The 26,763-nt window shown below is 64.4% G+C and carries 25 protein-coding genes and 4 tRNA genes; 12 read left to right on the top strand and 17 right to left on the bottom strand.

Annotated features, from left to right (window positions below; genetic code table 11):
• Positions 1 to 116: 116 nt before the first annotated feature.
• A complete protein-coding gene (gloB, locus tag BBA01S_RS41425; protein ID WP_042297304.1) occupies positions 117 to 995 on the bottom strand; it encodes a hydroxyacylglutathione hydrolase in 879 nt (292 codons plus the stop codon).
• 20 nt (positions 996 to 1,015) lie between these two features.
• Between gloB and BBA01S_RS15605 the strand changes: the two genes are divergently transcribed.
• The 4 genes from BBA01S_RS15605 (at position 1,016) to BBA01S_RS15620 (ending at position 3,212) form a co-directional block, all read left to right on the top strand.
• On the top strand, positions 1,016 to 1,837 hold the full coding sequence (locus tag BBA01S_RS15605; RefSeq protein WP_027817273.1) for a class I SAM-dependent methyltransferase: 822 nt from the start codon (positions 1,016 to 1,018) through the stop codon (positions 1,835 to 1,837).
• Positions 1,834 to 2,283, top strand: a complete 450-nt coding sequence (gene rnhA, locus BBA01S_RS15610; RefSeq protein WP_027817274.1) for a ribonuclease HI — start codon at positions 1,834 to 1,836, stop codon at positions 2,281 to 2,283. Before BBA01S_RS15605 ends, rnhA begins: the two co-directional genes overlap by 4 nt.
• 58 nt (positions 2,284 to 2,341) lie before the next feature.
• Positions 2,342 to 3,088 (top strand): DNA polymerase III subunit epsilon, encoded by a 747-nt coding sequence (dnaQ, locus tag BBA01S_RS15615; protein ID WP_027817275.1) that lies wholly within the window; start codon positions 2,342 to 2,344, stop codon positions 3,086 to 3,088.
• A 49-nt stretch (positions 3,089 to 3,137) separates the two neighbouring features.
• Positions 3,138 to 3,212, top strand: a tRNA-Val gene (locus tag BBA01S_RS15620).
• Positions 3,213 to 3,325: 113 nt separating this feature from the next.
• Here BBA01S_RS15620 and BBA01S_RS15625 read toward each other — a convergent pair.
• The 3 genes from BBA01S_RS15625 to BBA01S_RS15635 form a co-directional block, all read right to left on the bottom strand.
• The gene (locus BBA01S_RS15625) at positions 3,326 to 3,790 is read right to left on the bottom strand and encodes a DUF2214 family protein (protein ID WP_027817276.1); all 465 of its coding nucleotides are present in this window, start codon (positions 3,788 to 3,790) and stop codon (positions 3,326 to 3,328) included.
• A gap of 131 nt (positions 3,791 to 3,921) precedes the next feature.
• Positions 3,922 to 4,797 carry a hypothetical protein gene (locus tag BBA01S_RS15630; protein ID WP_027817277.1) on the bottom strand — a complete coding sequence of 292 codons (876 nt, stop codon included), beginning with the start codon at positions 4,795 to 4,797 and terminating at the stop codon, positions 3,922 to 3,924.
• A 286-nt stretch (positions 4,798 to 5,083) separates the two neighbouring features.
• Positions 5,084 to 6,148 (bottom strand): glycosyltransferase family 4 protein, encoded by a 1,065-nt coding sequence (locus tag BBA01S_RS15635; RefSeq protein WP_027817278.1) that lies wholly within the window; start codon positions 6,146 to 6,148, stop codon positions 5,084 to 5,086.
• A gap of 735 nt (positions 6,149 to 6,883) precedes the next feature.
• Between BBA01S_RS15635 and BBA01S_RS15640 the strand changes: the two genes are divergently transcribed.
• Positions 6,884 to 8,719 (top strand): ABC transporter ATP-binding protein, encoded by a 1,836-nt coding sequence (locus tag BBA01S_RS15640; protein ID WP_027817279.1) that lies wholly within the window; start codon positions 6,884 to 6,886, stop codon positions 8,717 to 8,719.
• 97 nt (positions 8,720 to 8,816) lie between these two features.
• Here the strand turns inward: BBA01S_RS15640 and otsA are convergent, their stop codons facing one another.
• Positions 8,817 to 10,211 (bottom strand): alpha,alpha-trehalose-phosphate synthase (UDP-forming), encoded by a 1,395-nt coding sequence (otsA, locus tag BBA01S_RS15645; RefSeq protein ID WP_027817280.1) that lies wholly within the window; start codon positions 10,209 to 10,211, stop codon positions 8,817 to 8,819.
• A 118-nt stretch (positions 10,212 to 10,329) separates the two neighbouring features.
• The gene (gene otsB, locus BBA01S_RS15650) at positions 10,330 to 11,088 is read right to left on the bottom strand and encodes a trehalose-phosphatase (RefSeq protein WP_042297307.1); all 759 of its coding nucleotides are present in this window, start codon (positions 11,086 to 11,088) and stop codon (positions 10,330 to 10,332) included.
• Positions 11,089 to 11,478: 390 nt separating this feature from the next.
• Between otsB and BBA01S_RS15655 the strand changes: the two genes are divergently transcribed.
• Entirely contained in the window at positions 11,479 to 12,090 is a 612-nt protein-coding gene (locus BBA01S_RS15655) for an SCO family protein (RefSeq protein WP_027817282.1), read from the top strand.
• Positions 12,091 to 12,192: 102 nt separating this feature from the next.
• Positions 12,193 to 13,062 (top strand): cytochrome c oxidase assembly protein, encoded by an 870-nt coding sequence (locus BBA01S_RS15660; protein WP_027817283.1) that lies wholly within the window; start codon positions 12,193 to 12,195, stop codon positions 13,060 to 13,062.
• Positions 13,063 to 13,079: 17 nt separating this feature from the next.
• On the opposite strand, the gene BBA01S_RS15665 is transcribed toward BBA01S_RS15660, so the two are convergent.
• Together BBA01S_RS15665 and BBA01S_RS15670 are read right to left on the bottom strand one after the other, a co-directional pair.
• Entirely contained in the window at positions 13,080 to 13,601 is a 522-nt protein-coding gene (locus BBA01S_RS15665) for a GNAT family N-acetyltransferase (RefSeq protein ID WP_084162194.1), read from the bottom strand.
• Between the two features lie 87 nt (positions 13,602 to 13,688).
• Complete coding sequence (locus tag BBA01S_RS15670; protein ID WP_027817285.1) at positions 13,689 to 13,961, bottom strand: DUF2164 domain-containing protein; 273 nt, start codon at positions 13,959 to 13,961, stop codon at positions 13,689 to 13,691.
• Between the two features lie 140 nt (positions 13,962 to 14,101).
• On the opposite strand from BBA01S_RS15670, the gene BBA01S_RS45905 reads away from it, so the two are divergent.
• Complete coding sequence (locus tag BBA01S_RS45905; RefSeq protein WP_156965960.1) at positions 14,102 to 15,046, top strand: phosphoribosyltransferase; 945 nt, start codon at positions 14,102 to 14,104, stop codon at positions 15,044 to 15,046.
• Between the two features lie 65 nt (positions 15,047 to 15,111).
• Here BBA01S_RS45905 and BBA01S_RS15680 read toward each other — a convergent pair.
• The 5 genes from BBA01S_RS15680 to uvrC all read right to left on the bottom strand — a co-directional run bounded on the left by BBA01S_RS15680 (position 15,112) and on the right by uvrC (position 18,691).
• Positions 15,112 to 15,185, bottom strand: a tRNA-Cys gene (locus tag BBA01S_RS15680).
• 73 nt (positions 15,186 to 15,258) lie between these two features.
• Positions 15,259 to 15,334 (bottom strand) — tRNA-Gly (locus tag BBA01S_RS15685).
• Between the two features lie 70 nt (positions 15,335 to 15,404).
• Positions 15,405 to 15,480, bottom strand: a tRNA-Gly gene (locus BBA01S_RS15690).
• A gap of 231 nt (positions 15,481 to 15,711) precedes the next feature.
• On the bottom strand, positions 15,712 to 16,302 hold the full coding sequence (gene pgsA / locus BBA01S_RS15695; protein ID WP_027817287.1) for a CDP-diacylglycerol--glycerol-3-phosphate 3-phosphatidyltransferase: 591 nt from the start codon (positions 16,300 to 16,302) through the stop codon (positions 15,712 to 15,714).
• A gap of 148 nt (positions 16,303 to 16,450) precedes the next feature.
• Positions 16,451 to 18,691 (bottom strand): excinuclease ABC subunit UvrC, encoded by a 2,241-nt coding sequence (gene uvrC / locus BBA01S_RS15700; RefSeq protein WP_027817288.1) that lies wholly within the window; start codon positions 18,689 to 18,691, stop codon positions 16,451 to 16,453.
• A gap of 232 nt (positions 18,692 to 18,923) precedes the next feature.
• Between uvrC and earP the strand changes: the two genes are divergently transcribed.
• From earP to BBA01S_RS15720, 4 genes are all read left to right on the top strand, one after another.
• Positions 18,924 to 20,213, top strand: a complete 1,290-nt coding sequence (earP, locus tag BBA01S_RS15705) for an elongation factor P maturation arginine rhamnosyltransferase EarP (RefSeq protein WP_027817289.1) — start codon at positions 18,924 to 18,926, stop codon at positions 20,211 to 20,213.
• A gap of 168 nt (positions 20,214 to 20,381) precedes the next feature.
• The gene (efp, locus tag BBA01S_RS15710; protein ID WP_027817290.1) at positions 20,382 to 20,939 is read left to right on the top strand and encodes an elongation factor P; all 558 of its coding nucleotides are present in this window, start codon (positions 20,382 to 20,384) and stop codon (positions 20,937 to 20,939) included.
• A gap of 287 nt (positions 20,940 to 21,226) precedes the next feature.
• Positions 21,227 to 21,439, top strand: coding sequence for a CsbD family protein (locus BBA01S_RS15715; RefSeq protein WP_027817291.1), 213 nt, complete (start codon positions 21,227 to 21,229; stop codon positions 21,437 to 21,439).
• Between the two features lie 459 nt (positions 21,440 to 21,898).
• Positions 21,899 to 23,284, top strand: a complete 1,386-nt coding sequence (locus BBA01S_RS15720) for a sigma-54-dependent transcriptional regulator (protein WP_027817292.1) — start codon at positions 21,899 to 21,901, stop codon at positions 23,282 to 23,284.
• A gap of 94 nt (positions 23,285 to 23,378) precedes the next feature.
• Here the strand turns inward: BBA01S_RS15720 and nagZ are convergent, their stop codons facing one another.
• The 4 genes from nagZ to recO all read right to left on the bottom strand — a co-directional run bounded on the left by nagZ (position 23,379) and on the right by recO (position 26,750).
• A complete protein-coding gene (gene nagZ, locus BBA01S_RS15725; protein ID WP_027817293.1) occupies positions 23,379 to 24,419 on the bottom strand; it encodes a beta-N-acetylhexosaminidase in 1,041 nt (346 codons plus the stop codon).
• Between the two features lie 74 nt (positions 24,420 to 24,493).
• Entirely contained in the window at positions 24,494 to 24,901 is a 408-nt protein-coding gene (gene acpS, locus BBA01S_RS15730) for a holo-ACP synthase (protein WP_027817294.1), read from the bottom strand.
• Between the two features lie 74 nt (positions 24,902 to 24,975).
• Positions 24,976 to 25,743: a pyridoxine 5'-phosphate synthase gene (gene pdxJ / locus BBA01S_RS15735; RefSeq protein WP_027817295.1), complete on the bottom strand. Its 768-nt coding sequence runs from the start codon at positions 25,741 to 25,743 to the stop codon at positions 24,976 to 24,978.
• Positions 25,740 to 26,750, bottom strand: a complete 1,011-nt coding sequence (recO, locus tag BBA01S_RS15740; RefSeq protein ID WP_042297314.1) for a DNA repair protein RecO — start codon at positions 26,748 to 26,750, stop codon at positions 25,740 to 25,742. Before recO ends, pdxJ begins: the two co-directional genes overlap by 4 nt.
• Positions 26,751 to 26,763: the final 13 nt, after the last annotated feature.

Below are 26,763 nucleotides of genomic sequence, written 5' to 3' on the forward strand. Positions count from 1 at the left end.
AGTACGTAACGCACACGTTTCCGTCAATCGGATTAATTGGAAAAAAACCATGCAAATCCGCAGCTTGGATCACGTTCCATACGTTTGGGTTGAGCATAACCACGCACGCTGGTGGGTTAGCGGAACCGGTTCTTCCATTCGCGCATCAGTGTGAAAGCGGCCAGCCGGTCGGGCACCGTTTCATGCAGCGCTTCGGCGAGCGTGGCCTGCACTGCCGGGTTGTCGGCGCGCAGGAAGGGGTTCACGGCACGCTCGTGCGCAATCGTGGTCGGCAAGGTCGGCACGCCGCGCTCGCGCAGCGCCGTGGCTTCGCGGCTCCAGTTTTGCAGGGCGGCATTGTCAGGATCGCAGGCCAGCGCAAAGCGGATATTCGAAAGCGTGTACTCGTGCGCGCAGTGCACATGGGTCGACCCCGGCAGCGCCGCGAACGAGTCGAGCGACGCCAGCATCTGCGCAGGCGTACCTTCGAAAAGGCGTCCGCAGCCGCAGGCGAACAGCGTGTCGCCGCAGAAAAGATGCGGCGTGCCGGCGCCGACACCGCTGATGCCGCCTATGCTATCCGCGTCCTGAAAATAGGCGATGTGGCCGCGCGTGTGGCCCGGCACGTCCATCACCTTGAAATCGAGCGCGGGCGCGTCCAGATGCACAGCGTCGCCGCCCTTCACGCGCGTGACGAAGGCGTCGAGCGGGCCGAGCGCCTCGCCGGCCGGGCCGTACACGGGCACGCGCTCATCCGAAAGGAGATCGGCGACCCCGCCGACATGGTCGTTGTGGTGATGGGTGAGTAAAATAGCGGCGAGCCGCCAGCCTCGCTTCGCCAGATACGCGCGAACCGGCGCGGCGTCGCCCGGATCGACGGCAACGGCGTCATGGCCGTCCGACACGACCCAAATGTAGTTATCTTCGAAAGCCGGAACCGGTACGTATTCGAGTTCTGCGGCCGTTGCGCCGGCGTGGTTGGCCGGCGCGCTCGCGTGCTCAAGCGGACTCTTCATGGGGCGACGTATTCTTCGACATGTCTGACCGAACGATTATAGACTGGCCCGCCTGGACCGATTCGCCAGCCGGAAGGTACGTGCTTGGCTGGGAGCAGGAACAGCTCGACCGCATGGTGTCGAACGTGTTCGGCTACCATGCGCTGCAGCTCGGCCTGCCGCAGCTCGACGCGCTGCGGGAGAACCGCATGACGTATCGCGGGCTCGTGCTCGACGCCGCCAGTGCAGCCAGCGCGCCTTACACCATGCCGCCAGCGGAACCGCCGCGCGCACCCGCGCTGCATACGCCAGACGGCCGCAGCACGGTCTGGTGCGACTCGCTCGATTTGCCGTTCGAAGCGCAGAGCGTCGACCTGATCGTGATGCCGCACACGCTCGAATTCACGAGCGACCCGCACCGCCTGCTGCGCGAAGCCGAACGCGTATTGATGCCCGAAGGACAACTGGTGATCGTCGGCTTCAATTCGCTGTCGTTGTGGGGTGCGCGGCAATCGGCGGGCAAGCTCACGGGGCACCCGTTCCTGCCCGCGCGCCAGGATCTGATCGCGTTCACGCGCCTGAAGGACTGGATCAAGCTGCTCGGTTTCGAGCTCGAACGCGGCCGTTTTGGCTGCTATCGCCCGCCGCTTTCCACCGACAAGTGGCTGGGCCGTTATGAATTCATGGAGGCCGCCGGCGACCGCTGGTGGGCGATCTTCGGCGCGGTCTATATGGTGACGGCGATCAAGCGCGTGCGCGGCATGCGTCTCGTCGGCCCGCTGAAGGTCAAGAAACCCGTGCTGGCGCCGAGCCTGAAGGCCGCTGCCACCACGCCCTCCCCTACACGCAACAAGGACTCATGAGCACACCCGATTTCGTCGAAATCTTCTCCGACGGCGCCTGCAAGGGCAATCCCGGCCCAGGCGGCTGGGGCGCGCTGCTGCGCTTCGGCACGCAGGAAAAAGAACTGTTCGGCGGCGAGCACGGCACGACCAACAACCGTATGGAGTTGATGGGCGTGATCGCCGCGCTCGAAGCGCTCAAGCGTCCGTGCAAGGTGATCGTGCATACCGACTCGCAATACGTGCAAAAAGGCATCAGCGAGTGGATTCACGGCTGGAAGAAGAAGAACTGGATGACGGCCGCGAAAACCCCAGTCAAGAACGACGATCTGTGGAAGCGGCTCGACGCGCTCGTCGCGCAGCATGAGGTGGAATGGCGCTGGGTCAAGGGCCACGCCGGCCACCCCGAGAACGAACGCGCCGACGCGCTCGCGAACCGCGGCGTCGCCACGCTCAACGAACGCTGAGCCACGCGCACTGCCCTGCGCCTCATTAGCCTCCACGAATCAACACGCCAGCCAAGCCATGCGCCAGATCATTCTCGACACCGAAACCACCGGCCTGAACCCCCGCACGGGCGACCGCATCATCGAAATCGGCTGCGTCGAACTGCTGAACCGTCGCCTGACCGGCAACAACCTGCACTTCTATGTGAACCCGGAACGCGACAGCGACCCGGGCGCACTCGCCGTGCACGGCCTCACGACCGAGTTTCTCTCGGACAAGCCGAAGTTCGCCGAAGTCGCAGACCAGATCCTCGACTTCGTGACGGGCGCGGACATCATCATCCACAACGCGCCCTTCGACATCGGCTTTCTCGACGCCGAACTCGCCATGCTCGGCAAGCCGTCGTTCAAGGAACATTGCGGCGAGGTGATCGACACGCTCGTCCAGGCCAAGCAGATTTTCCCGGGCAAGCGCAATTCGCTCGACGCGCTGTGCGATCGCTTCGGCATCAGCAACGCGCACCGTACGCTGCACGGCGCACTGCTCGACTCGGAACTGCTCGCCGAGGTCTATCTCGCGATGACGCGCGGCCAGGAAAGCCTCGTGATCGATATGTCGAGCACCGCAGAAACCGGCAGCGAAGTCGCCACAACGCGCGTGAAGTTCGATACACTCTCGCTCCCGGTGATCGCCGCGAGTGCCGACGAACTGAGCGCACACGAAGCGCTGCTCGATGGACTCGATAAAGCGATCAAGGGCACGTCGATTTGGCGTACCCAACCGGCGCCCCTGGAAGAAGTTGCAGCGTCCGCGCAAAATACTTAAAAAAGGGCTTTACAAGATTGAAAATGCCCGGCATAATTTCAATCTCTTCGGGTGGTTAGCTCAGCGGTAGAGCACTGCCTTCACACGGCAGGGGTCACTGGTTCGATCCCAGTACTACCCACCAGGATTCTGGTGTTGGTAAAGACAAGCACCGAAGATAAAAAGCCCCGTTGCGCAAGCAACGGGGCTTTTTTCATTGCGCTTCGCGCGGGTGCGGGCTCAACGGTTTGCAGCGCATCACTCCCCTCCCGCCTCCATCCCAATGCCGCGCGCCATGCCTGTTGCCGCGAACACCATCACCACAAGCAGCACCGTCTGCCAGACGCCGATGCGGGCGTACTTCGGCGCGGAAGTCAGATCCGGCACATCGCCGCGATTCACCGCCGAGCGCCAGCGCAGCAGCGCTCTCATCGGCACAATCTCCAGCAACAGGATCAGCACGAGCGCGGCCATCTTCACGTGAAAGAGCGGCTCATGCAGGTAGTAGTCGGCACCCTTCTCGAAGCCACCGAATGCGCGCGCCGCGCCCGTCAGGATCAACACGAGCGCAGAGCCACCCCAACCGTTGTCGGCGCGGAAAATCATCGGCAGGTCTTCGGTGGACGTGCAGCGGCGCAGCCCGCGCGTGCGTCTCAGGATCGAGGCGAGCGCGAAGCCGAAGGCCAGCAGATGGATGGCGGCAAGCAACCAGCGTATGAGCATCGCGACTCCTTCGGTTGACGACGGGATCGACCAGCATGCGCGCAGCGCAATGCAAACTCGTGAAGCGGTGCAGCCTTGAAGCGGGAAAGACTAACCGGCCGATGACGATGAAACCGGCCGGACACAACGCATCACACTTGACTCAATGCGTTGTCGAGCGCGCGAGCCGCTTCACGGTCGTTCACCGTCGAGAGGCGCACGCGGAATACGGTTTGACGGTTATGGCCTGCTGCCGCCGGTGAATCCCACAGCAACTCGATTCTCGGACGGCGCTCGCGCGTCTGCGTTTGCGTACGCGCAGACACAACTGGCACGAGACTCGTACCGGGCGTGGCAGACGCGACGGTTGTGTCCGCATCGACATTCGTATGTACAACGCTATCGAGCGGCGCAACCGGCACGGCGTGACGCTGCTCGCCGTTCGGCCAGCGCACCGACAATTCGCGTGCATCGTACTGCCCGAGCTTGCGGCTTTCGAGCCAGACGATGGTCGTGCGCGTGGCCGCATCGATCGACACGGCATAGCGTCCAATCGCAAAGCGGCGCGCCGCGATATTGGTGCGCCAGAGCGCACGCGGCCGGCAGATCCACACGACCGCTGCATAGAGCGCGGGCGCGACGACAAGCCAGCCGTTAGTTTCAGCGACCGCATGCACCGCGCGCCGCCAGCCCGCAAACCACACGAACGCGCCAATCGACCAGAGCGCGAACAGGCAGCCGAGCAAGCCAAAGAAACGCAGCGCCTGGCGCAACCACTGCGGCAGCGGATGGAACGGCCGCTCGACACGCGCTTTCGCACCCGGCAACACGATCAGCAGGAACAGGAAGACGATATTGAGGCACGCAACCGGCGACGACGCCATGGCCTCCAGCGCGGTGAGGAAATGACTCATCTCCCCCATCGAATGCAGCCAGCGCGCAAGAATGACGAGCCCGATCGCGCGCAGCGCGAACAGCGTCCCGGCACCGGGAACGGTGGCGGCGCGCGTGGGTCGGTTTCTCGCCAAGGCATTCTCCTGTGTCGGCCCGAGCTGAGGCTTGAGCCCCTTGCCCGGATGCCATGCAAAGCTGTCGCTGTGGTCTTGCGCTGATTTCATGAGCTAGCCGCGGTTTTGCGCGGAACGGCCATTATAGGGACATTGCCCGCGCCCCTCACGCTCACGGGCACAGGCGTTGCGCTGCGTCGCGTCGTCGTTGCCGAGGTAGCGCAGATGCGACAACGCCCCAGTGCGCGGGCACCGGGGCGTTGGTGTGACGCTGGACGCGCCGGGCGCGTCCAGGACAGCTTGCAGCTTAGCTTGCGTTGACTTCGCGCAGCACGGTTCGGCGCTTCTGGCGCAGCATTTCTTCGTACACGGCGACGTAGTTCTTCGCCATGACCTTCGACGAGAAACGCGATTCGAACGCTGCGCGAACCTTCTCGCGCGGCAGCGTCGACAGGCGCTTGACGGCTGCGACTGCGCTGATTTCGTCTTCGACGACAAAACCCGACACGCCGTTTTCGATGACTTCCGGCACCGAGCCGCGCTTGAACGCGATCACCGGCGTGCCGCAGGCCATGGCTTCGATCATGACGAGGCCGAAGGGCTCCGGCCAGTCGATCGGGAACACCAGCGCGTGCGCGTTGCCGAGGAATTCACGCTTTTCGTGCTCGCCAATTTCGCCGATGTACTCGACGTGCGGCAGCGCCATCAGCGGCTTGATGACTTCTTCGTAGTAGGCGCGATCGGCCTTGTCGATCTTCGCAGCGACCTTGAGCTTCATGCCTGCCTGGCCGGCGATACGGATAGCGCGGTCAAGACCCTTCTCCGGCGACACGCGGCCGAGGAAAGCGAGGTAGCCCGGTTCCACGTTCGGGATCGGCGTGAGCACGTCTTCCGGCAGGCCGTGGTAAACGGTCTGCTGCCAGTTGGCTTGCTGCAGCGGCAGGCGCTGGTTGTCCGAGATCGAGACGACCGGCACGTCGCTGAACGCGTTGAAGATCGGCTGCAGTTCCGGCAGGTCGAGACGGCCGTGCATCGTCGTGACGAACGGCACTTCCTGACGCTGGAACAGCGAGAACGGGTAGTAATCGATGTGGAAATGCAGCACGTCGAATTCGTCGGCGCGACGGCGGACTTCTTCGAGCAGCAGCATGTGCGGAGCCATCACGTCGCGGATCGTCGGATCCAGACGCAGCGCCTGCGGCCAGAACGCTTCGAGCTTTGCCGAGGTGATCGAATCGCCGCTTGCGAACAGCGTGACGTCGTGACCCTGTTCAACCAGCGCTTCGGTCAGGTAGGAGACCACCCGTTCCGTGCCGCCGTAAAGCTTGGGAGGAACCGCCTCGTGCAAGGGAGCGATTTGAGCGATTCGCATAGTGGTGAACTCCTTCCTCGTAATAAATCGGGCTAAGTACTACAAATTTGACAGTCGACCTTGCGTGCTGCGGCATCCTTGCCGCGCGCCTCACCAGGCGATCCTTACCGCTAACCGCGCCGGCAGCCCGGCACACAGAATCCGACGCAGTTGTGCAGTATGGGAAGACACATGCGGCGGCTCAGGCGGTAAACGCGCAGGGTTCGCGGTCGTTGACATACAAGCTGTCAAATTCCCTACGCTATTCGAGACGGCATTATCCGGGCTTGCGCCCGCTACCGGCTAGAACATTTCAAAGTCTTTACGTTGTTACAAACCGGAAACACTCCGCAACCCACTGTTTTCAAAGACAGTTCTAAATTGGGGGTACGTTTTTCAGGCAACGCGCCGTTATCACGGCCACGTCCCGAAACGGGTTGCAACATCGGCAGCACCAGGACAAAGTGTCAGATGGACAAGCACACGGTCATCCTGAATGCAATCCGTAATTGTATCCTCAAAAGCGCCCTGAAAACCTGTTGAGCATCAGGCGCGACACGCTGTTGGGAATGAACACGCAGGCACACGCTCCGTCGCCCGCTCGCGATAAGATTCGCGTCCCGTCGGGCATAAGCGATGCGTCATGCGCCACGCGTGTTTACAATGCGGGGATCCACCAAGGTTTGCCGCTGGCGCCTTTCTTCCTCTTTTACTACCTTGCACGGACGTAGCTCCGTCAGACCGACCACCGATCAATTGGAACATCTGACTATCGCCCAGCGTAACGCCCACAACGCAAAGCTCGCGAGCTATGCGCGGCATCCGCTCGCGTTCCTTTTCCGCTACATCAAGCGCCATCCGTTCGCCCACGCCGTCGTGCTGGCGAGCGTGTTTGCGGCCGTCGGCTGCGCGCTCGCTTCGCAGTACGCGATCAAGCATCTGATCGACGTGCTCGGCGCGGGCCGCCACCATCCCGGCCCGTTGTGGACTGCGTTCGCCATCCTCGTCGGCCTGATCGCCGCCGATAACCTGCTCTGGCGCGTCGGCGGCTGGTTCGCCGCCCATACGTTCGTCGCCGTGACCGGCGACCTGAGGCGCGACCTCTTCCAGTACCTGAGCGGACACTCGCCCACCTATTACGCGGAAAAGCAGCCCGGCACGCTGGCCAGCCGGATCACCGCGACCTCGAACGCCGTCTACACCGCCGAGAACACCACGGCCTGGAACGTGCTGCCGCCCTGTATCGCCGTGGCCGGCGCGATCGTCATGATCATCGCGGTCAATCCGCTGATGGCCGGCGGCCTGCTGCTGTGCTCGGCGATTCTTTCGGTGATTCTGTTCAAGCTGGCCGGACGCGGCTCGGCGCGCCACCACACGTTCGCCGCCAAGGCGGCCGCCGTGGACGGCGAGCTCGTCGACGTGATCGGCAATATGGCCCTCGTGCGCGCCTTCGGCATGACGTTCCGCGAGCAGAAACGCTTCGGCTCGACCGTCAAGGCCGAACTCGACGCGCGCCGCCAGAGCCTGCTCTACCTCGAAAAGCTGCGCCTGCTGCACGCTGTCATCACGGCGATGCTGTCGGCCGGCCTGCTCGGCTGGGCGCTGTGGCTCTGGAACGAAGGCAAGGTGACGTCAGGCGACATCGTGCTGGTGAGCTCGCTCGGCTTCACGATCCTGCACGGCACGCGCGACCTCGCCGTGGCGCTGGTGGACGTGACGCAGCACGTCGCACGGCTGGCCGAAGCCGTGCAGACGCTGCTCGAGCCGCACGGCATGCCCGACCGCAACGACGCGACCGAATTGATCGCGCAAGGCGGCCGCGTGGACTTCGAGGGCGTGACCTTCGCGTATCCGCACCGCAAGCCGATCCTCGATCACTTCGACCTGAACATCAAGGCCGGCCAGCGCGTGGGCCTGATCGGCAAGTCGGGCGCGGGCAAGACCACCGTGCTCGCGCTGCTGCAACGCTTCTACGAAGTCCAGGGCGGCGCGATCAAGATTGACGGGCAGGATATCGCCCACGTCACCCAGGACAGCCTGCGTCACGCGATCGCGCTGGTGCCGCAGGATATTTCGCTGCTGCACCGCTCGATCTACGAAAACATCGCCTACGGCCGCCCCGAGGCGAGCCGCGAGGAAGTCATGACCGCCGCCCGCGAGGCGCGCTGTGCCGACTTCATCGAAGCGATGCCCGAAGGCTACGACACGATCGTGGGCGACCGAGGCGTGAAGCTCTCGGGCGGTCAGCGCCAGCGCATCGCCATCGCGCGCGCGATTCTGAAGAATTCGCCGATCCTGCTGCTCGACGAAGCGACCTCGGCGCTCGACAGCGCCTCGGAAGAAGCGATCCAGCAGGCGCTCGACCGGCTGATGGTGGGCCGCACCGTGATCGCGATTGCGCACCGGCTGTCGACGCTCAACAACTTCGACCGCATCATCGTGATGAGCGCGGGCAAGGTGATCGACGACGGCAGCCCCGAAGAACTGCGCAACCGTCCGGGCCTGTACCGCGACCTGCTCGCCAAACAGTACGGCAAGCATTCGACGCTGCACCTGGGCAACAAGAAAAGCGACGAGAAACACGTCGCCTGACTATAGGGCCCTGCCCGGCTCGTCAAAGTAAAAAAGCCGCTTCGTTCGAAGCGGCTTTTTCTTTTCCAGCGTGAGCCGCCGCGATCCGGCGTGAACCTCAGGCGGCTGCGGCCCGGCCTGTGAGGTCGCGCATGAAGCGGTCGCGCCACACCGAGACGTTGTTCTCGCGCAGCTGAACCATCATGTCGTTGTAGCGTGCGAGCCGTTCCGCGAGCGGCATCGCGAGCGCGGTGGCGAGCGCGTCCGCCATCCCGTCGATATCGAGCGGGTTGACGATCAGCGCACCCGAGAGCTCCTGCGCCGCACCCGCGAAGCGCGAGAGCACCAGCACGCCCGGATTCTCCGGATCCTGCGCCGACACATATTCCTTCGCCACCAGGTTCATGCCGTCGCGCAGCGGCGTGACATAGCCCACATGCGAAGCGCGGAACAGCGCCGCCAGCACCGCCCGCTCGTACTGGCGATGGATGTACCAGATCGGCGTCCAGTCGAGTTCGGCGAAACGGCCGTTGATGCGGCCCGATTCCGCTTCCAGACGCAGACGGATGTCCTGATAGGCATGCAGATCGGCGCGCGTGGGCGGCGCGATCTGCACGAACGAGACCTTGTTGCGCTGTGCGGTCGAATGCTCAAGCAGCCGCTCGAACGCGCGAAAACGCTCGACGAGCCCCTTCGAGTAGTCGAGCCGATCCACGCTCATGATGACCTTGCGGCCGTGCAGCGTGGACTTGAGCGTGCGCACCGGCTTGCCGCGCTCGCCGGCCTTGGCCAGTTCCGCGACTTCATCGGGATAGACGCCGATCGGGTAGTCGTTCGCATACAGCGTCTTGCCGAACGCCTCGATGCGCGTGCGGCCGTCCGCGCATTTTTCGACCGTGCCGCCCGCCTCGTTGACGATGTAGTCGCAGAAGGCGCGCACATCGGGCTTGGTCTGGAAGCCGAGCAGATCGAACGAACACAGCGCATCGACCAGTTCGCGATGCGGCGGCACCGCCAGTAGCACCTGCGAAGCCGGAAACGGAATGTGCAGGAAGAAGCCGATGCGGTTCTTCACGCCCGCCGCACGCAGCGCCTGTGCGAACGGGATCAGGTGATAGTCATGAACCCAGATGACGTCGTCGTCGTGCAGCAGCGGCACGAGCTGCTGCGCGAGCCATGCATTCACGCGGCAATAGCCTTCGTATTCGTGGCGGTCGTACTGGAGCAGATCGGCGCGATAGTGGAACGCGGGCCAGAGCGTCGCGTTCGAGAAACCGCGGTAGTACTGGTCGTAATCGCGGCGCAGCAGGCCGATGGTCGCAAAGGTGACGGGGCCGCGCTCTTCGAGCTGGATCTGCGGCGCGCCCGAGGAGAGCACGTCGCCGCTCCAGCCGAACCACATGCCGCCGGTTTCCTTGAGCGCGTCGTACACACCGACCGCGAGACCGCCGGCGGCCGGGCCGCCTTCGGAGATGGGCGCGACCCGGTTCGACACGATGATGAGTCGGCTCATGAATTACAGGTTCCGTGCTGGGGTGAAACAGAGTGCGCGCGTGCCGGACACCCTGCGGGCGATGCGGGCACGGGCGCGAAGATCGATGAGGCTGAAGACAGCAGCGGCAGCACGAGCATCAGGCGCCAAGCGCCGCCAGCCATGCGAGCAGCGCGCCGACCGAGTCGACGCGCGTCCTGGCGATGGTCTCGCCGCCGCCGACCTTGATCGACAGGCCGCCCATCTCGTTGACCACGGCGAAGCCTTTTTCGTCGGTCAGGTCGTCGCCCGCGAACACCGGCGTGCGGCCCGCGAACGGCGGCTCATTCAGGAAGGCGCGCAGCGCGCGGCCCTTGTCGACGTCCTTCGGCTTGATCTCGTAGACCATCTTGCCCGGCTGCAGGACGTAGGCAGCAGAGAATTCGGCGGCGAGCTTTTCGGTCGCCGCGCGCGCGACGCCCTCGTGCTCCGGCGCATTGCGGTAGTGCAGCGCAAGCGCGGCGCCCTTGATCTCCAGCAGCATGCCAGGATGCGTGCGCACCACTTCCGCGAGCACCTGCTCCATGTGCAGCAGGCGCTCGTCGTTAAAGCCGACGCGCTGCGTGTCGCCATTCGCGTCGCGGCGCTCCGCGCCGTGCAGGCCCGCGATGGGCAGATCCGGCATGCCGAGGAAGGCGTCGATGCTCTCGATGCCGCGGCCGGACACGATCGCCACCGCGCCGCGCGTCGCGCGCCGCAGCGCGCCGAGCAGCGCCAACATTTCAGGCTGCACCAGCACGCCATCGGGCGTGGGCGCAAGCTCGACGAGCGTGCCGTCGAAGTCGAAGAAAAACGCCGTCCTGTCGAACGGCAATTCCACCGGAAGGTCTTGCGAAGGGTGTTGCGGAGGTTGTTGCATCGCGTTCGTTTCGTCCCTCGGCGCGCGGGCCGGGTAAGCACCCGGCGGGCGCAAGCCTGCCGGGCAAAGTGAGCGCATCTTACCGCGCATCACTTCGATTTTCGAGAAAACAGGCCTGGCAGACCGCTTCGAGGGGTGTTTCGTGCCGTTTGACGCACGTTTTGGCTCTCAATGAATCCGCATGAGATCCGTACGCCGACTTGCACCGAAACCCGGTCATAACAGCCCGCCTGCGACCGCGAACGTACAATTTTGCTACAGTCCGTCGACATGCCGCAGCAAGCCGCCCGGCACACAATGCCATTCGAGCCGTCGCTCAAGCCGTCGCTCAAGCCGTTGCTCAAACTGTTGAGACAGCCTTTGTTTTCGAACTTCGCCGCGTTGCCTTTCATGCCTCTGAACCGCCTTGCCTGGCGCCTGGCCGGGGGCTGCGCGCTGTTTGTCGCGACGCTGCTGGGCGCGTGTTCGCAGCCCGGCGCGCCGTGGCAGCTCACGAACGTCAGCGGCCACCTCCCCAATCTGGACTTCGCACTGACCGCCGATAACGGCCAGCGCATGGAGGCCAACGACCTGCGCGGCGAAACCACGCTCGTGTATTTCGGCTACACGCATTGCCCCGATGTCTGCCCGGAAACGATGGCGCGCCTGATGCAGGTGCTAGCAAAACTTGGCCCCGATGCGCAGCACGTCCGCATTCTTTTCATCAGCGTCGATCCGGCCCGCGACACGCCGCAGGCGCTGCATGCCTATGTGGACGCCTTCGATGCGCAGCATGCGCTGGGCTTGACCGGCAGCGACACGCAGATCGAATCGCTCGCGAAGCGCTACCGGGTGGCCTATCAGATGGAGAAGCGCGACCCGGACGGCAGCTACGAAGTCACGCATAGTTCGGCGGTCTACGTGTTCGATGCGCAGGGCCGCGCACGTCTGCTCGCCACCGACAAGGATACGCCGGACGCGATTGCGCACGACCTGCGTCGCGTGATCGACGCTTCGGCGTGACTCATCTGACTACTGCTATACCGACACAGGACTTGCCTTGACGATCGATGTGAAAACGCCGCCCAGCGCGCAACACGCGTGGCTCACCATTCGCCGGGCGCGATGAACCTGCTCTACTGGCTCGATCCCTGGGAACCGTCGCCGACGGTCGTCATTGCCATCGGCGTGGCGGCGATCCTCTTCGCGCGTGGCAAGCGTCATGCGCGGGTTTCGCCTGCGCGGCAGATCTCGTTCTGGTTTGGACTTGGCGCGCTGTATGTCGCGCTGCATACCCGGCTCGATTACTTCTTCGAGCATGAGTTCTTCATGCACCGCGCCCAGCATCTCGTACTGCATCACCTCGGGCCGTTCTTTATCGCACTCGCCTATCCCGGCGCGGCGTTGCGCGCCGGCATTCCGTTCGCGTGGCGGCAACGTTTCGTGCGGCCCGCGCTGGCTGCGCGTCCTGTGCGCATCGCACTCGACGTCGTCATGCACCCGGTCGTCGCCGTGACGCTCTTTGTCGGGCTGATCTACTTCTGGCTGCTGTCGCCGATTCACCTCATCGCGATGCTCGACTGGCGGCTCTATCGCGTCATGAACTGGAGCATGGTGATCGACGGGCTGCTGTTCTGGTGGCTCGTGCTCGATCCGCGGCCCGCCCCGCCCGCGCGCCTTGCACCCGGCAAGCGCGTGCTGGTCGTGATCGCGGCAATTCCGCCGCAGATCATCCTGGGCGCGTTCATCTTCTTCACGCCGCGCGAGCTTTATCCGGTGTATTCGATTTGCGGGCGCGCGTTCGTCTGGCTTTCGCCGATGCGCGATCAACAGATCGGCGGGCTGCTGCTGTGGATTCCGGGATCGATGATGAGCGTGATCGGCGCGCTGCTCGCGCTGCGTCACTGGATGCGCCTGTCGGCGCGCGGACGGCTCAAGCGCGAGCGGCCCGCGCGTGCGCCGCGCAATGCCTCAGGGGCCGCGCAGCACGGCTAGTCGTTGTTACTGTGTTGTTACTCTGAACGCATCCAGACGTGCGCAATGCCGTCTTCGTCGTGAATATCCGAGACCGGCTTGAAGCCGAACGCACCGTAGAACTTCTGCAAATGCGCCTGGGCGTGCAGGCGCATCGGCACATTGGGCCACTGCTGAGCGATGTGGCCGATCGCGCGCTCGAGCAGGCCGTTGCCGAGCTTGATGCCGCGAAAGTCCGGCGACGTCACCACACGGCCGATACGTACATCGGCGTCGCTCGCATCGGGCAGCAGCACGCGCAGGTAGCCTGCCAGCTTGCGCACGCCATCGCGCTCGCCCCAGGCGAACAGATGCCACGCATCGCCATCGAGACCGTCGATATCGCCATACACGCAGTTCTGCTCGACCACGAATACCGCCGAGCGCAGTTCGAGCATGGCGTAGACATCGCGTGCATTGAGGTCGTCGAAAGCGCTCCACTGCCAGTCGAGTTGCGCGGGCGTCGTGGCGGACAACGCGGGCGAAATGGCGGAGGACACGGTGGGAGACTGCACAGTCATGGGATTTCCGTCGAAGCTTGCTGAAAGGCTGATTATGCCTCGCAGCATGCGCGGCTCACAAACCCTCAAACCGGGCGAACGACGGCGTCACTTGCGACGGCGCGGCGCTTCGAACTTGCGCCAGTATTGAAACGGCTCCTCATGCAATTCGATATCGAGTTCGGCGATGCGCGCCTGCATGCGCTCCTGCGCTTCGGCGATCGCGCGGTTATAGACGGCTGGGCCGATCTCTTCGAGGAAGAAAGCCAGCAAGCCGCCCGCTGCGATATTGCCGATGGGCTCCTCCATGTTGGCTTCGAAGTAGCGCTGGATCGACGCAATCGCAGCCGTGCGTTCGTCTTCGGGGAGTTCGATGGGCATGGGGAGCGTCCGGATGCGAGGGATCCGGGTATTGTGCGCGAATCCCGATAACACAGAGTTCGCGACTTCATTTGATCTACCGCGCACCTGGCGTCAGGTGCCCTTCACGTTCGTCCAGTTCGCGCAGCTATACTCCGCCGATGATCGGTCGAACACAGGGCAGTGCACTGGAAGAAGAGCGCAATTTTCCGCAAAAATTGTCGCTTACAGGGCAGGCAGCGCCTGCCCCGGCGCCTCTTCGCGAATTTGGCTTTCCGCCCTGTATTCAGGCGCCCTTCTCGGCGTTCGACTCCGATCAGGTACTGAAGCAGCACGGTCGCTACAAGGCGGCGAAAAGTGGCGACAGCGACGCGGCGATCGCCCTCGTCTATGCGCTTGCTGTCCCGCTGTTCCGCCAATTTTCGAATGCGGTCGAACGCGGCAACATTCCGGCTGACCATATCGTGGTTGCCCCTCACGCACGGGAAGCGACCGGCGACAACGCGATTCCGCAGGTTCTCGCTGCACTTTTTTCGATCTGTGGAGGCGACCTCGACGATGAGATCGTACAAACGACCAAGGTGTATCACACGGGCGCTGATCCGATGGAGAGGCTCAACGCCCGAGCATCGTTCCACGGCAGAATCGAACGCGGAAGGCACTACGTGCTAGTGGACGACGTCACGACTCTGGGGGGAACACTCTGCGATCTGGCCGATTTTATCCAGCGAGGCGGCGGCATTCCGGTCGCGGCGATCGTCCTGGTGAATGCAAGTCGCTCTGGTAGACTGCAAGCAGACCCAAAAACCATTGCAATTCTGGACAAAAGGGGATTGGGAAATGAAATCCGCAAAATCTTCAACATCCTCCCTCGCGCACTCACGGCAGACGAAGCCCAGTACCTTGTCGGGTTCCGTTCTGTTGAGGAAATCAGAGGTCGTAGTGCTAAAGCGCGGCAAAAAACGGATCTCCGACTCCGCGCTAAAGGCGTTCGCATCGATGAAGCCGTCGAGCAACCACGATTGATGCCATCACCAGGTCGGCGAAGCACTCGCCGACTTGCCTCACGGAGCTACTACTCGATTCGCTGGATAAGACGCAGATAGCCCTACCAGGAAAATCCGCCGCAGAAAAAAGAAAAGCCACCCGAAGGTGGCTTTTCTTTTTTTCCTGGAGGCGCGAGCCGGAGTCGAACCGGCCTAAACGGCTTTGCAGGCCGCTGCATAACCGCTTTGCTATCGCGCCAGAAGCGGACTGTTTGTGCGACCACAGCGTGAATCGCCAAACAAAAGGGGAAGCGCTGCTTCCCCTTTCTAAGTGGAGCGGGAGACGAGGCTCGAACTCGCGACCTCAACCTTGGCAAGGTTGCGCTCTACCAACTGAGCTACTCCCGCATAACCTACCGTACTGCTTGACCTGCCTGGCGTCTCGTTTCACATTTTCGTAAAACGCTACACCTTAATATGGAGCGGGAGACGAGGCTCGAACTCGCGACCTCAACCTTGGCAAGGTTGCGCTCTACCAACTGAGCTACTCCCGCATATTTACTACCTTACTGCTTCACCGTTGATTTGCCACTTATCTTCGGCTATCTCTACCGCATCTGCTTCGTTTGCTGCTTGTCGTGCAGCGGAGAAGTGAGATTATGTATAAGCCGCTGAATCCTGTCAACACCTTCGCATGAACTTTTTGAAAAAAGATTTGCTGGCGCTTCGCGAAGGCATCGGCTCAACTGGCCGAAACGCCCGCCCAGTAAGGCTTACAGGCAGGCTTACAAGCTGCCACGCTCGCGAATCTGCGGCCATGCGAGCTTCATGTAGTAAAGCATCGACCAGATCGTCAGCACGGCGGACACGTAAATCAGCCACGTTCCCCACACCCGCGAATCGAACAGCGTAGCTCCGCCGATCGTCAGCGGCGCGTAGAACAGCAGCATCGGGATCGCCACCATCTGGCACGCGGTCTTGAACTTGCCGAGCTGGTTCACGGCCACGCTCTTCGAGGCGCCAATCTGCGCCATCCATTCGCGCAGCGCCGAAATCGCGATCTCGCGGCCGACGATCACCAGCGCGATCACGGCATCGAGCCGTTGCAGGTGCACGAGCACGAGCAGCGCGGCGGTGACCATGAGCTTGTCGGCGACCGGATCGAGGAACGCGCCGAACGACGAGGTCTGATTCCACTTGCGCGCGAGAAAGCCGTCGAACCAGTCGGTGAGCGCTGCCAGCACGAAGATGAGCATTGCCGAAGTGTTCTGCTGCATCGGGCTCAGCATTGTCTGCGGCAGATAGAACACGCCAACCACGAGCGGAATCAGCACGATCCGCAGCCACGTCAGGAGAATCGGGATATTGAACGGCATTGGGTGGCGCAGTCTGTCAGGGGAGATTGCAATTATGGGAGATGCAATTGTGCCGCTTCAGTGCACCTGCCACAAGCAAACGTAAGGCGCCAACGTCAGGCGCCTCACGTCCGGCGGCAGGCACAGGCTGCAAACGCATCAAAACGGATCAATGCAGTTGCTGGTAGATCTGCTCGGCGAGCGCGCGGGAAATGCCTTCGACGCTCGCCAGGTCTTCGACGCTCGCCGCCATCACGCCGCGCAGGCCGCCGAAGCGCGCGAGCAGACGCTGACGCCGCTTCGCACCGACGCCTTCGAGCTCTTCGAGCCGCGAAGTCTGCCGCGTCTTGCCGCGCTTCGCGCGCATGCCCGTGATCGCAAAACGGTGCGCCTCGTCACGAACCTGCGCGACCAGCATCAGCGCCGCGCTCTCCTTGCCGAGTTCGAGCGGCGCGCGGCCGTCGGCGAACACGAGGGTTTCGAGGCCGACCTTGCGCCCCTCGCCCTTTGCCACGCCCACGAGCATCGCAGGGTCGAGTCCAAGTTCGTCGAACACCTGACGCGCGATCTCGACCTGCCCCTTGCCGCCGTCGATCAGCACGATGTTGGGCAGCAAGCCCCCCGTCGCGAGCGGTTCGGCTCCATCGGGCGATGCCGTCGGATCGGCGGGATCGGACGATTCGGTCTGCAGCGTCTGCGCCTCATCGGCTTCGTTGCGCGCCGACTGCGCGACCATCTTCTCGTAGCGGCGCGTAAGCACCTGGCGCATCGCGGCGTAATCGTCGCCGCCCGTGATGCCGGTGATGTTGTAGCGGCGGTATTCGCTCGACTGCATCTTGTGGTGGTGATAGATCACGCACGATGCCTGAGTCGCCTCGCCCATCGTGTGGCTGATGTCGAAACACTCGATGCGCAGATGCGCGAGATCGTCGAGCTCCAGCCCGAGCAGTTGTGCAAGCGTGCGCGTGCGCGCCTGCTGCGAGCCCTGCTCCGACAGCAGCCGTGCGAGCGCGAGCCGCGCGTTCTGCTCGGCCATCGCGAGCCATGCGCGCTTTTGTCCCTGCGGCTGGCGTACCAGGGCGACCTTGTGGCCGGCCTGCCCGGACAGCACATCGACCAGTTCGCGATTGGCCGGGGGATGGCTCACCACCAGCACCGGCGGCACGCGATTGCCGAAGTAGTGCTGCGCGATGAAGGCGTCGAGCACTTCGGATTCGATGCCGCCCGAGCGCGCTTTGCGTGATGACGGCTTCGGCGTGGCGGCGCCTTCTTCTGCTTCCTGAGCGTCGGGCGCATCGGCTTCTTCAGCTTCTTCTTCGAGATCGGCGGCGATGGCGAGCGGATCGGGCAGTTCCTCGCCATCCTGCGCGTCCTCCTCGCTCCCGCTGTCGCTCGCCTGCGCGCGCGCCGCCGCGCCCTCCACCAGCGCCTTGCGCGCGAGCGACGGCAGCGATTTCAGGGCCGTTGCCGCCACCACGGTCTCGTCACCGATCTCCTCGGCCACGCCGCCCTCTTCGTCCGTCAGCGCACGCTCGACGTGCGCGGGGAAATAGGCCTTGTCGCCCAGGTGCCGCCCGCCGCGCACCATCGCGAGATTCACGCAGACACGCCCGCCCAGCGCCACGACCGCGAGAATGTCGACATCGCTGTCGCTGCCCGTCTCGATCGCCTGCTGATGCAGCACCGTCGACAGCGAACTCATCTGGTTGCGCACGGACGCGGCCTGCTCGAACTTCAGCTCGGCCGCGAACGCGTGCATCTTGGTCTCCAGCTCCTTCATCACCTCGCCCTGACGGCCAAGCAGGAAGCGCGACGCATTGCTCACATCGCGCGCGTAGTCCTCCTGGCTGATCGCGCCCACGCACGGCGCCGTGCAGCGCGCGATCTGATGCAGCAGACAGGGCCGCGTGCGGTTGTTGAACACCGAATCCTCGCAGGTGCGCAACTGGAACACGCGTTGCAGGATCTGGATGCTCTCGCGCACCGCATAGGCGCTCGGGAACGGGCCGAAGTACTGATTGTTGCGATCGACCGCGCCACGGTAGTACGCCATGCGCGGGAACTTGTGTCCCGTGAGCTTGAGGAACGGATAGGACTTGTCGTCGCGAAACAGGATGTTGTAACGCGGCGCGAGCGCCTTGATGAGGTTGTTTTCGAGCAGCAGCGCCTCGGCTTCCGAGCGCGTGACCGTGGTTTCGATACGCGCGATGCGCGTCACCATCATGGCGATGCGCGGCGAGAGCTGCGTCTTCGTGAAATAGCTCGATACGCGCTTTTTCAGGTCACGCGCCTTGCCCACGTAGAGCACCGCGTTTTGCGCGTCGTAGTAGCGATAGACGCCGGGCAGATGGGGCAACTGCGCCAGCACCTCTTTTGGGTCGAAAACGGCGGGGTCGGTGGAAGCGGTCATCCAGTATGGGGGCGTCGGGTCTGCGCCGCGATGGCGCCATGTAGTACGTGCGGCACGTAGCGCACGCCGGGCCGCCTTCGCGACGCCGTCATGCGAGTGTCCTAGAATCGCAAGTTTAGATCATTCCGTGCGGCCCCGAACCCGCTCGCCTGCCGCGCCGACAGGCACGCAGGCGATCTCGCAGCCCCTGCCGCCGGCTCCGCTCCATCGCTCATCGCGTCCGCTCGCCACCATGCCCCACGACTCACGCTACACCGCCGCCAGCCACGCCGACGCCCCCGCGAGCGCCGATCCCGCACCGACGCGCATCGCCTGCGACCTGTTCTGCGCCGTGATCGACAACTTCGGCGACATCGGCGTGTGCTGGCGTCTCGCGCGCCAGCTCGCGCACGAGCACGACTGGGAAGTGCGCCTCTTCGTCGACGACCTGCAGTCGTTCCAGCGGCTGTGCCCTGCGCTCGATGCGCAGCGCACGACGCAGACCGTCGAAGGCGTCGTCATCGAGCACTGGCACGAGCCCACCCACGCCGGCGAAACCCTGCAGATCGCCGACGTGGTGATCGAAGCCTTCGCCTGCGAGCTGCCGCCGGTGTACGTCGCCGCGATGGCGCAGCGCGAGCGCAAGCCGGTCTGGTTCAACCTCGAATACCTGAGCGCGGAAGACTGGGTGTCGGACTTTCACCTGCGCCCCTCGCCGCATCCGCGCTATCCGCTGCTCAAGCACTTCTTCTTCCCAGGACTGGGCAAAGGCACAGGCGGCGTGTTGAAGGAACGCGACCTCGATGCCGCACGCGCGGCGTTCGAAGCCTCGCCGCAGGCTCGTGAAGCATGGTGGCAAAGCGTGACGGGCGGCCCGCCCCCCGCGCCCGACGCCACGGTGATCTCGCTGTTCGCCTATGAGAATCCCGCCGTCGACGCGCTGCTGGCGCAATGGCGCGACAGCCCGACGCCGATCGTCCTGCTGGTGCCGCAAGGTCGCATTTCCGGGGCGCTGGCGCGCTTTTTCGGTGTCGAATCGTTCGGTGCCGGCCAGCGCGCCGAACGCGGTTCGCTGACCGCGCACGGCCTCGCCTTCACCGAGCAACGTGGCTACGACGCGCTGCTCTGGGCCAGCGACCTCAATTTCGTGCGCGGCGAAGACTCGTTCGTGCGCGCGCAATGGGCCGCGCGGCCGTTTGTCTGGCACATCTATCCGCAGGGCGACGACGCCCATCTGCCCAAGCTCGACGCCGCACTCGATCACTACGCCAGCACCCTCGACGAGGCGCCCCGGCGCGTGCTCGAACGGTTCTGGCACGGCTGGAACGGCAACGGCGCGCCCCACGGCGACGCTGCCACTGCTGGACAGACGAACCAGACCAATCAAACGAACGGGCACGCGACCTGGAACGCCATCTGGAACGAGTTTGCCGGGCATTTGCCCGCCTACAAGGCTCGCGCACAGGCGTGGGCGCGGGAACTGGCGCAGGCCGGCGATCTCGGCGGAAATCTAGCCGAATTCGCAAAAAGTCAGTTAAAATAAGCGGTTACCCGACGGCAGCCGTCTCAAGCGCTTCGGATTCGACACCGTCTGCGGTTTCTCCTGCATAGGACGAAAACCGCGAAACGGACAATACGAATGGCGAATCGCTTGCGACGTTTGCCGTCGCGCACACTTGAAGCTATTTAAATCTGGACAGGACAGTTTTTTATGAAGACCGCACAGGAACTCCGCGTCGGCAACGTCGTCATGATCGGCAGCGACGCCATGGTCGTGCAGAAGGCCGAGTACAACAAGTCGGGCCGTAACTCGGCAGTCGTTAAGATGAAGTTCAAGAACCTGCTGACCGGCGCAGGCATGGAAACCGTGTACAAGGCCGACGACAAGTTCGACGTCGTGGTGCTGGAGCGCAAGGAAGTGACGTACTCGTACTTCGCCGACCCGATGTACGTGTTCATGGACGCTGACTACAACCAGTACGAAGTCGAAGGCGAGATGATGGGCGACGCCCTCAACTACCTCGAAGACGGCATGGCTTGCGAAGTCGTGTTCTACAACGAGAAGGCCATCTCGGTCGAACTGCCGACCGTGCTCGTGCGCGAGATCACCTACACGGAACCGGCTGTCAAGGGCGACACGTCGTCGGGCAAGGTTCTGAAGACCGCCAAGCTGAACACCGGCTTCGAACTGCAAGTGCCGCTGTTCTGCAACATCGGCGACAAGATCGAAATCGACACGCGTACGAACGAGTACCGCAGCCGCGCGTAAAGCATGCAGCGGCGCGTCCTGCGCCGCGCGGTCGCGTGGTAAGCAGCCGCAACGCGAATTCTCATGCGTGGTGGATGCAATCGTAAAAGCGCCCCTCGGGGCGCTTTTTCTTTTTTTCCCGAGCGTGTATGTTTGTGACTGCATGGGAAAACCTTACCGGTTTAGCAGTCGCTTAAAATCACCGTATGTTGGAGCGGCAAGGCCGGGCGCCGATGGCATGGTTCCTGCTGGTTTCTATTTGAGATAGCGCGCGAGCGCGACCTTCCACCGAAACCAGGAGAAACACGATGAACAATGACATCGCCGCAGGCAAGTGGAAGCAGTTGATCGGCAAAGCCAAGGCCGCATGGGGCGAGTTGACGGACGACGAACTCACCAAGGTCGAAGGCCGTGCGGATCGCATCGCCGGACTGATCCAGGAACGCTACGGCAAGACGCGTGACGAAGCGCAACAGGAAGTGAAGCGCTGGTTTGACGAGCATCGGCCGCTCGACGATTGATCGGGCAGGCGCAGCAGGTCATCAAGTTGGTTCGCGGCAGCCCATCGGCCTGATGGGTCGCCGACGGACTTACAGCAGCATGGGGGTAGTACGGCTCGAACTTCGCATCGCGCGGTGTTTCGGGTCTCGCGCGCAAGCACGGCGCGACTGGTGTGCGGACGAACGACGTCAAAGTGGATCGCCACGGCGATTCGAAGAATGCCGCAACCAGCGCAGTCTGCAACGCGTCAATTCTGGGGGAGGACCGGAACTGAACAACCTGACTCGAGACACGCAGGTGCTCTCGGTGACTAATTCCGTATCGTGCCGCGACCTGTCGCGCAGCCACGTCGCGCCCGCGCGCCCGTTGTCCTGGAACTGGACGACGCGTGCACGCTCGCACCGGTGCGGCTCCTTTGCGCCCCGCTTCTCGACCCGCTTTTCGCCCCGCTCCTCGTCTATCGGTAAGCCGATTCCGCCATGCCACACGCCCTGATTGTCGAAGACGATCCTAATAGCCTGTCAGGCCTTTCCGCCATCCTGGCCGCTGACGGTTTCTCCGTCGATACGGCCGCCACCCTGGCCGATGCGCGCGCCGCCCTCGGGCGCTTTATCCCCGATGTCGTGCTCGTCGACCTGAACCTGCCCGACGGCGGCGGCCTCGAACTGCTGCCTCACCTGCCCGCGCAGCCGCCCGGCGGCGCGCTGCCCGTGATCGTGATGACCGGCAACGCCACCGTCGAAAGCGCGATCGAAGGCCTGCGCCACGGTATCTGGGACTATCTGCTCAAGCCCGTCAACATTCCGCGTCTGCGTAGCCTGCTCGCGCGCATTCCGCGTCCGTACGAGCTGACCGAGGAAGTGCGCACGCTGCGCGAAAGCCTGCGCCTGCTGGGCCGCTTCGGCCCGATGCTTGGCCGCAGCAGCGCGATCCAGCATGTCTATGACGCAATCGAGCAGCTCGCGCCCACCGAATCGGCGATCCTCGTGCACGGCGAACCCGGCACCGGCAAGGAAGTCGCGGCGCGCACGCTGCATCAGCTGAGCCGTCGCCGCAAAGGCCCGTTCGTCGTCTGCGACTCACGCGCGCTGGCCGCCGAAGCCGCCAGTGGCCGGCCGCTCGCGAGCATCCTGTTCGGCCACGAGCGCGGCGCGTTCAACGGCGCCGAACAGCGCGAACCGGGCCTCGTCGATCATGCAAGCGGCGGCACGCTCTTCATCGACGAGCTCACCGAACTGCCGCGTGCACAACAGGAAGCGTTGCTGCGCGCGCTCGACTCGCAGACTTTCATGCGCGTGGGCGGCAGCAGTGAAGTGGGCACCGATTTCCGCCTGATCGCAGCGACCCGCGCCGTGCCGCGCGACGCGGTTCAACAGGGCATGCTGCACGAAGACCTGTGGCTGCGCCTGGACGCTGCGGCGCTGCAACTGCCGCCGCTGCGCGAGCGCGAGGAAGACGCGGCGCTGCTGGCCGCGGCCTGCGTCGACGAGCTCAATATCGATGCGCATTCGCGCGGCATGACCGGCACGACGCGGCTGGTGTCGCCCTCCTTCGTGCGCGAGTGCCTGGCCTACGACTGGCCCGGCAATGTGCGCGAACTCCAGGAGCGCGTGAAGCGCGCGTGGCATGCCTCGGGCGACGTGCTCGAAACGCTGCAAGCCGAGGAAAGCAGCGGCGCGTCGAGCCGCGACTCGAATGGCGGCCGCGTGCAGGTGACGGTGGGCACGCCGCTCGCCGATGTCGAGGAAATGCTGATCCGCGCGACGCTCGACGCCGTGGGCGGCACGCGTCATCGTGCGGCGTCGCTGCTCGGCATCAGCCCGAAGACGCTCTATAACAAGCTGCAACGCATGCGCCTCAACTAGCCAGGCGCTCCTGCAGATGCAAAAACGGCGGCCCTTCGATATCGGAGGGCCGCCGTTTCTCTTTGTGGCTAGCGCGAGCGGTTCAGGTCAAAACTCAGGGCAGGACGCTACGCAGCAACGATTGCGCCGACAGATACGCCGGATCGGCCACGAGCTTGTCCCAGCTCAGCGCCTTGCCGCGACCTTGCAGCTTCTTGATGCGCTTTGCCGATGCCTTGCGCTCGCGCGACGGTTCTTCGGTACGCAACGCGTCGAGCACCTTCTCCGCCTCGTGCGGCTGGTTGCAGATCAGCACCATGTCGCAGCCCGCCTCCAGCGCCGCACGTGCGCCTTCGGTCAGCGTGCCGCCCTGGCGCGCGGCTTCCATCGACAGGTCGTCGCTGAAGATCGCGCCCGTGAAACGCAGGCGCTCGCGCAGGATCTCCTGCACCCAGATGCGCGAGAAGCCGGCCGGCTTCGCATCGACCTTCGGATAGATCACGTGGCCCGGCATGGCCGCTGCGAGCGACAGACCGAGCCAGTCGTACGGCTGCGCATCTTCGCCGAGGATCGATTCGAGCGGACGCTCGTCCACGGGCACCGCGACGTGCGAATCGGCCGTCGCGAAACCATGCCCCGGGAAGTGCTTGCCGCAGTTCGCCATGCCCGCGAGCGCGAGGCCGTGGTTCAGGCTCTTGGCGAGCATCGTGACGACACGCGGATCGCGATGGAACGCGCGGTCGCCGACGACCTTCGACTGGCCGTAGCCCAGATCGAGCACGGGCGTGAACGACAGGTCGATGCCACAGGCACGCAGCTCGGCGGCGAGGATATAGCCGACCGACGTCGCCAGCTTGGTCGCGAGCAGCACGTCCTTGTCCCACAGCGCGCCAAGGCGCCCCATCGCGGGCAGGACGGTGAAGCCGTCGGTGCGAAAGCGCTGCACGCGGCCGCCTTCGTGATCGACGGCGATGAGCAGGTCGTCGCGCACCGCGCGGATCGCGTCGGTGAGCGCGACCAGCTGCGCGCGGTTCTCGTAGTGGCGCGCGAACAGGATCACGCCGCCGGTGGAGGGATGCGCGAGGCGGCGCACGTCGTCATCGTTGAGCGTCGTGCCGACCACGTCGAGCATGACCGGTCCGGGAATTCGTTTCATCGATCAATCGGGCGTTAATGCCGCGCCTGGCCATTCACGGCGCGCGCGGCGGAATGAAAATGAGCGGCGGGCGTTCAGCTGCGCGGCTGGTCGGTCTCGGCGATCACGAACGAGACAGCGTAGTCACGCTCGTCGGTGATCGTCACCTGCGTGGTGATGCCGCGCTCCTCGAGCCAGAGCGCGAGTTCGCCCGACGCCACCATGTAGGGCTTGCCGCCTGGCGCGTTGAGCGTCTGCACGGCGCGCCAGGTCATCGGCATGTGGATGCCCAGGCCGATCGCCTTGGAGAACGCTTCCTTCGCCGAAAAGCGCGTGCACAGGTACGCAAGCCCGCGCACTTCCGAGCGCGCCTTGCGCGCGTGGTAGACCTTGAGCTCGTCGGGCCCGAGGATGCGCTCGGCGAACCGTCCGCCCGTGCGCTCCATCGTCGCCGCGACGCGGCTGATCTGGATGATGTCAGTACCGATGCCGTAGATCGCCATGCGTTCCTCGTGGTTCGCTTCGTCGTTTTCGCCGTGGGGCGTGCCTGAGCGTGCTTGAGCGCGTTAGTGCTTGCTCAACCGTGCGTGGCCGCGAGGCGCGCCGCAACCATGATCGCCTTCATCTCGCGCACCGCGTTCTCCCAGCCCGCGAAGATCGCGTGCCCAACCACCGCGTGGCCGATGTTGAGTTCGTGAATGCCTTCGATCGCTGCGATCTGCTGCACGTTCGTGTAATGCAGGCCGTGGCCAGCGTTGACCTTCAGGCCCAGACCCACGCCGCAGTTCACGCCCGCCACCACGCGCTCGTATTCGCGCTGCTGTTCGGCGGCTGCGTGCGCTTCAGCGTAACGGCCGGTGTGCAGCTCGATCACCGGCGCGCCCGCGGCCTGCGCGGCGCGGATCTGCGTTTCGTCCGCGTCGATGAAGAGCGACACGCGGATGCCGGCGTCGGCCAGTTGACGGCACGCCGCCGCAACCGCGTCGAACTGCCCCGCCACGTCGAGACCGCCTTCGGTCGTCAGTTCCGCGCGCTTTTCCGGCACGAGACAGACATCGTGCGGCTTGATCTCGCAGGCGATGTCGAGCATTTCGGCCGTCACCGCGCATTCGAGGTTCATGCGCGTCTTGAGCAGCGGGCGCAGCTTGCGCACGTCGGCGTCGACGATGTGGCGACGATCCTCGCGCAGATGCAGCGTGATGGCATCGGCGCCCGCTTCTTCGGCGAGCAGCGCCGCGCGGATCGGATCGGGATAGGTCGTGCCGCGCGCATTGCGCAGCGTGGCGACGTGGTCGATGTTGATGCCGAGGTCGATCACGTTAGGCGAAGTCAGGAAGAAGCTCATAGATTCTGCAAGTCGATCAGGATCTGGCGCGTCGCGAGCGGCGTGCCGCCAAGGTAAGTGTTCAGCAGGAAACGCATCAGCGCCTTGCTCTGCGCGACGGTCTGGGGTCGATGGTAATTGTCCTCTTCCATGTCGAGCAAGGTCTGCCCCGACAGGACGGGCCAATGCGCGGGCCACTCGTCCGACGCTTCGCGCACGCCGCGCTCGGGATCGAACACATAGCGCCCTTCCGCGACCACGGTCTTGCGGTTGACGGTGCGGTTGAGCGCCAGTGCGTAGCCGGTGTCGCGCAGCAGGACGCGCTCGAACGAGCGCAGCACCTGCACGGGCGGCAGATCATGCGCGAGGCGCGTGAGCGTGACGACGTAATGATTGAACAGCGCGGGATGCGGGTCTTCGCGCGCGAGAAACTTCACCAGCAGCTCATTCACATAGAAGCCGCACAGCAGCGCGTCACCCGCGAGCGGCAACATGCCGCCGACCCATTCGGCGCCGGTGAGCGTGCGGACTTCGCCCTTGCCTGTCCAGTTGAGCGTGAGTGGCTGGAAAGTTTGCAGCACGCCGCGCAAAGCCGAGTGCGGGCGCTTGGCGCCCTTCGCGACGAGCGCGACGCGGCCATGGTCGCGCGAGAGCACGTCGATGATGAGGCTGGTTTCGCGGTATGGGTAACTGTGCAGCACGAAGGCGGGCTGCTCGCTGACGCGATAGTCGGACGTGCCGCGCGAGGCGCGCGGCAGTTGCGAGCGTGCGGTGGTCTTGCGCGGCGCGGCGCGGCGCTCGAGCGTGGCGTCGGCGCCTTCGCTCATGTCGCGCTCGCTCGACGCCGAAGACCGCGTGCGGCGGCTGCGCGTGCCGTTCGACGTGGCCGCGCTGCCCGAGCCGCCCGTACCGCTCGAACGCCGCGCGCGCGTGGCGCCGCCGCCGGGCGATTCGAAATCGGCGTCGTCGGCGCCCGCGTCGGGCGCGGGCCAGTCGTCGTTCAGGGTTCCGGCTTCGCCGTCACTCATGCCCGCTCACTCG

The organism is Paraburkholderia bannensis NBRC 103871 (genome assembly GCF_000685015.1).
In the GTDB taxonomy this organism is placed as follows: Bacteria; Pseudomonadota; Gammaproteobacteria; order Burkholderiales; family Burkholderiaceae; genus Paraburkholderia; species Paraburkholderia bannensis.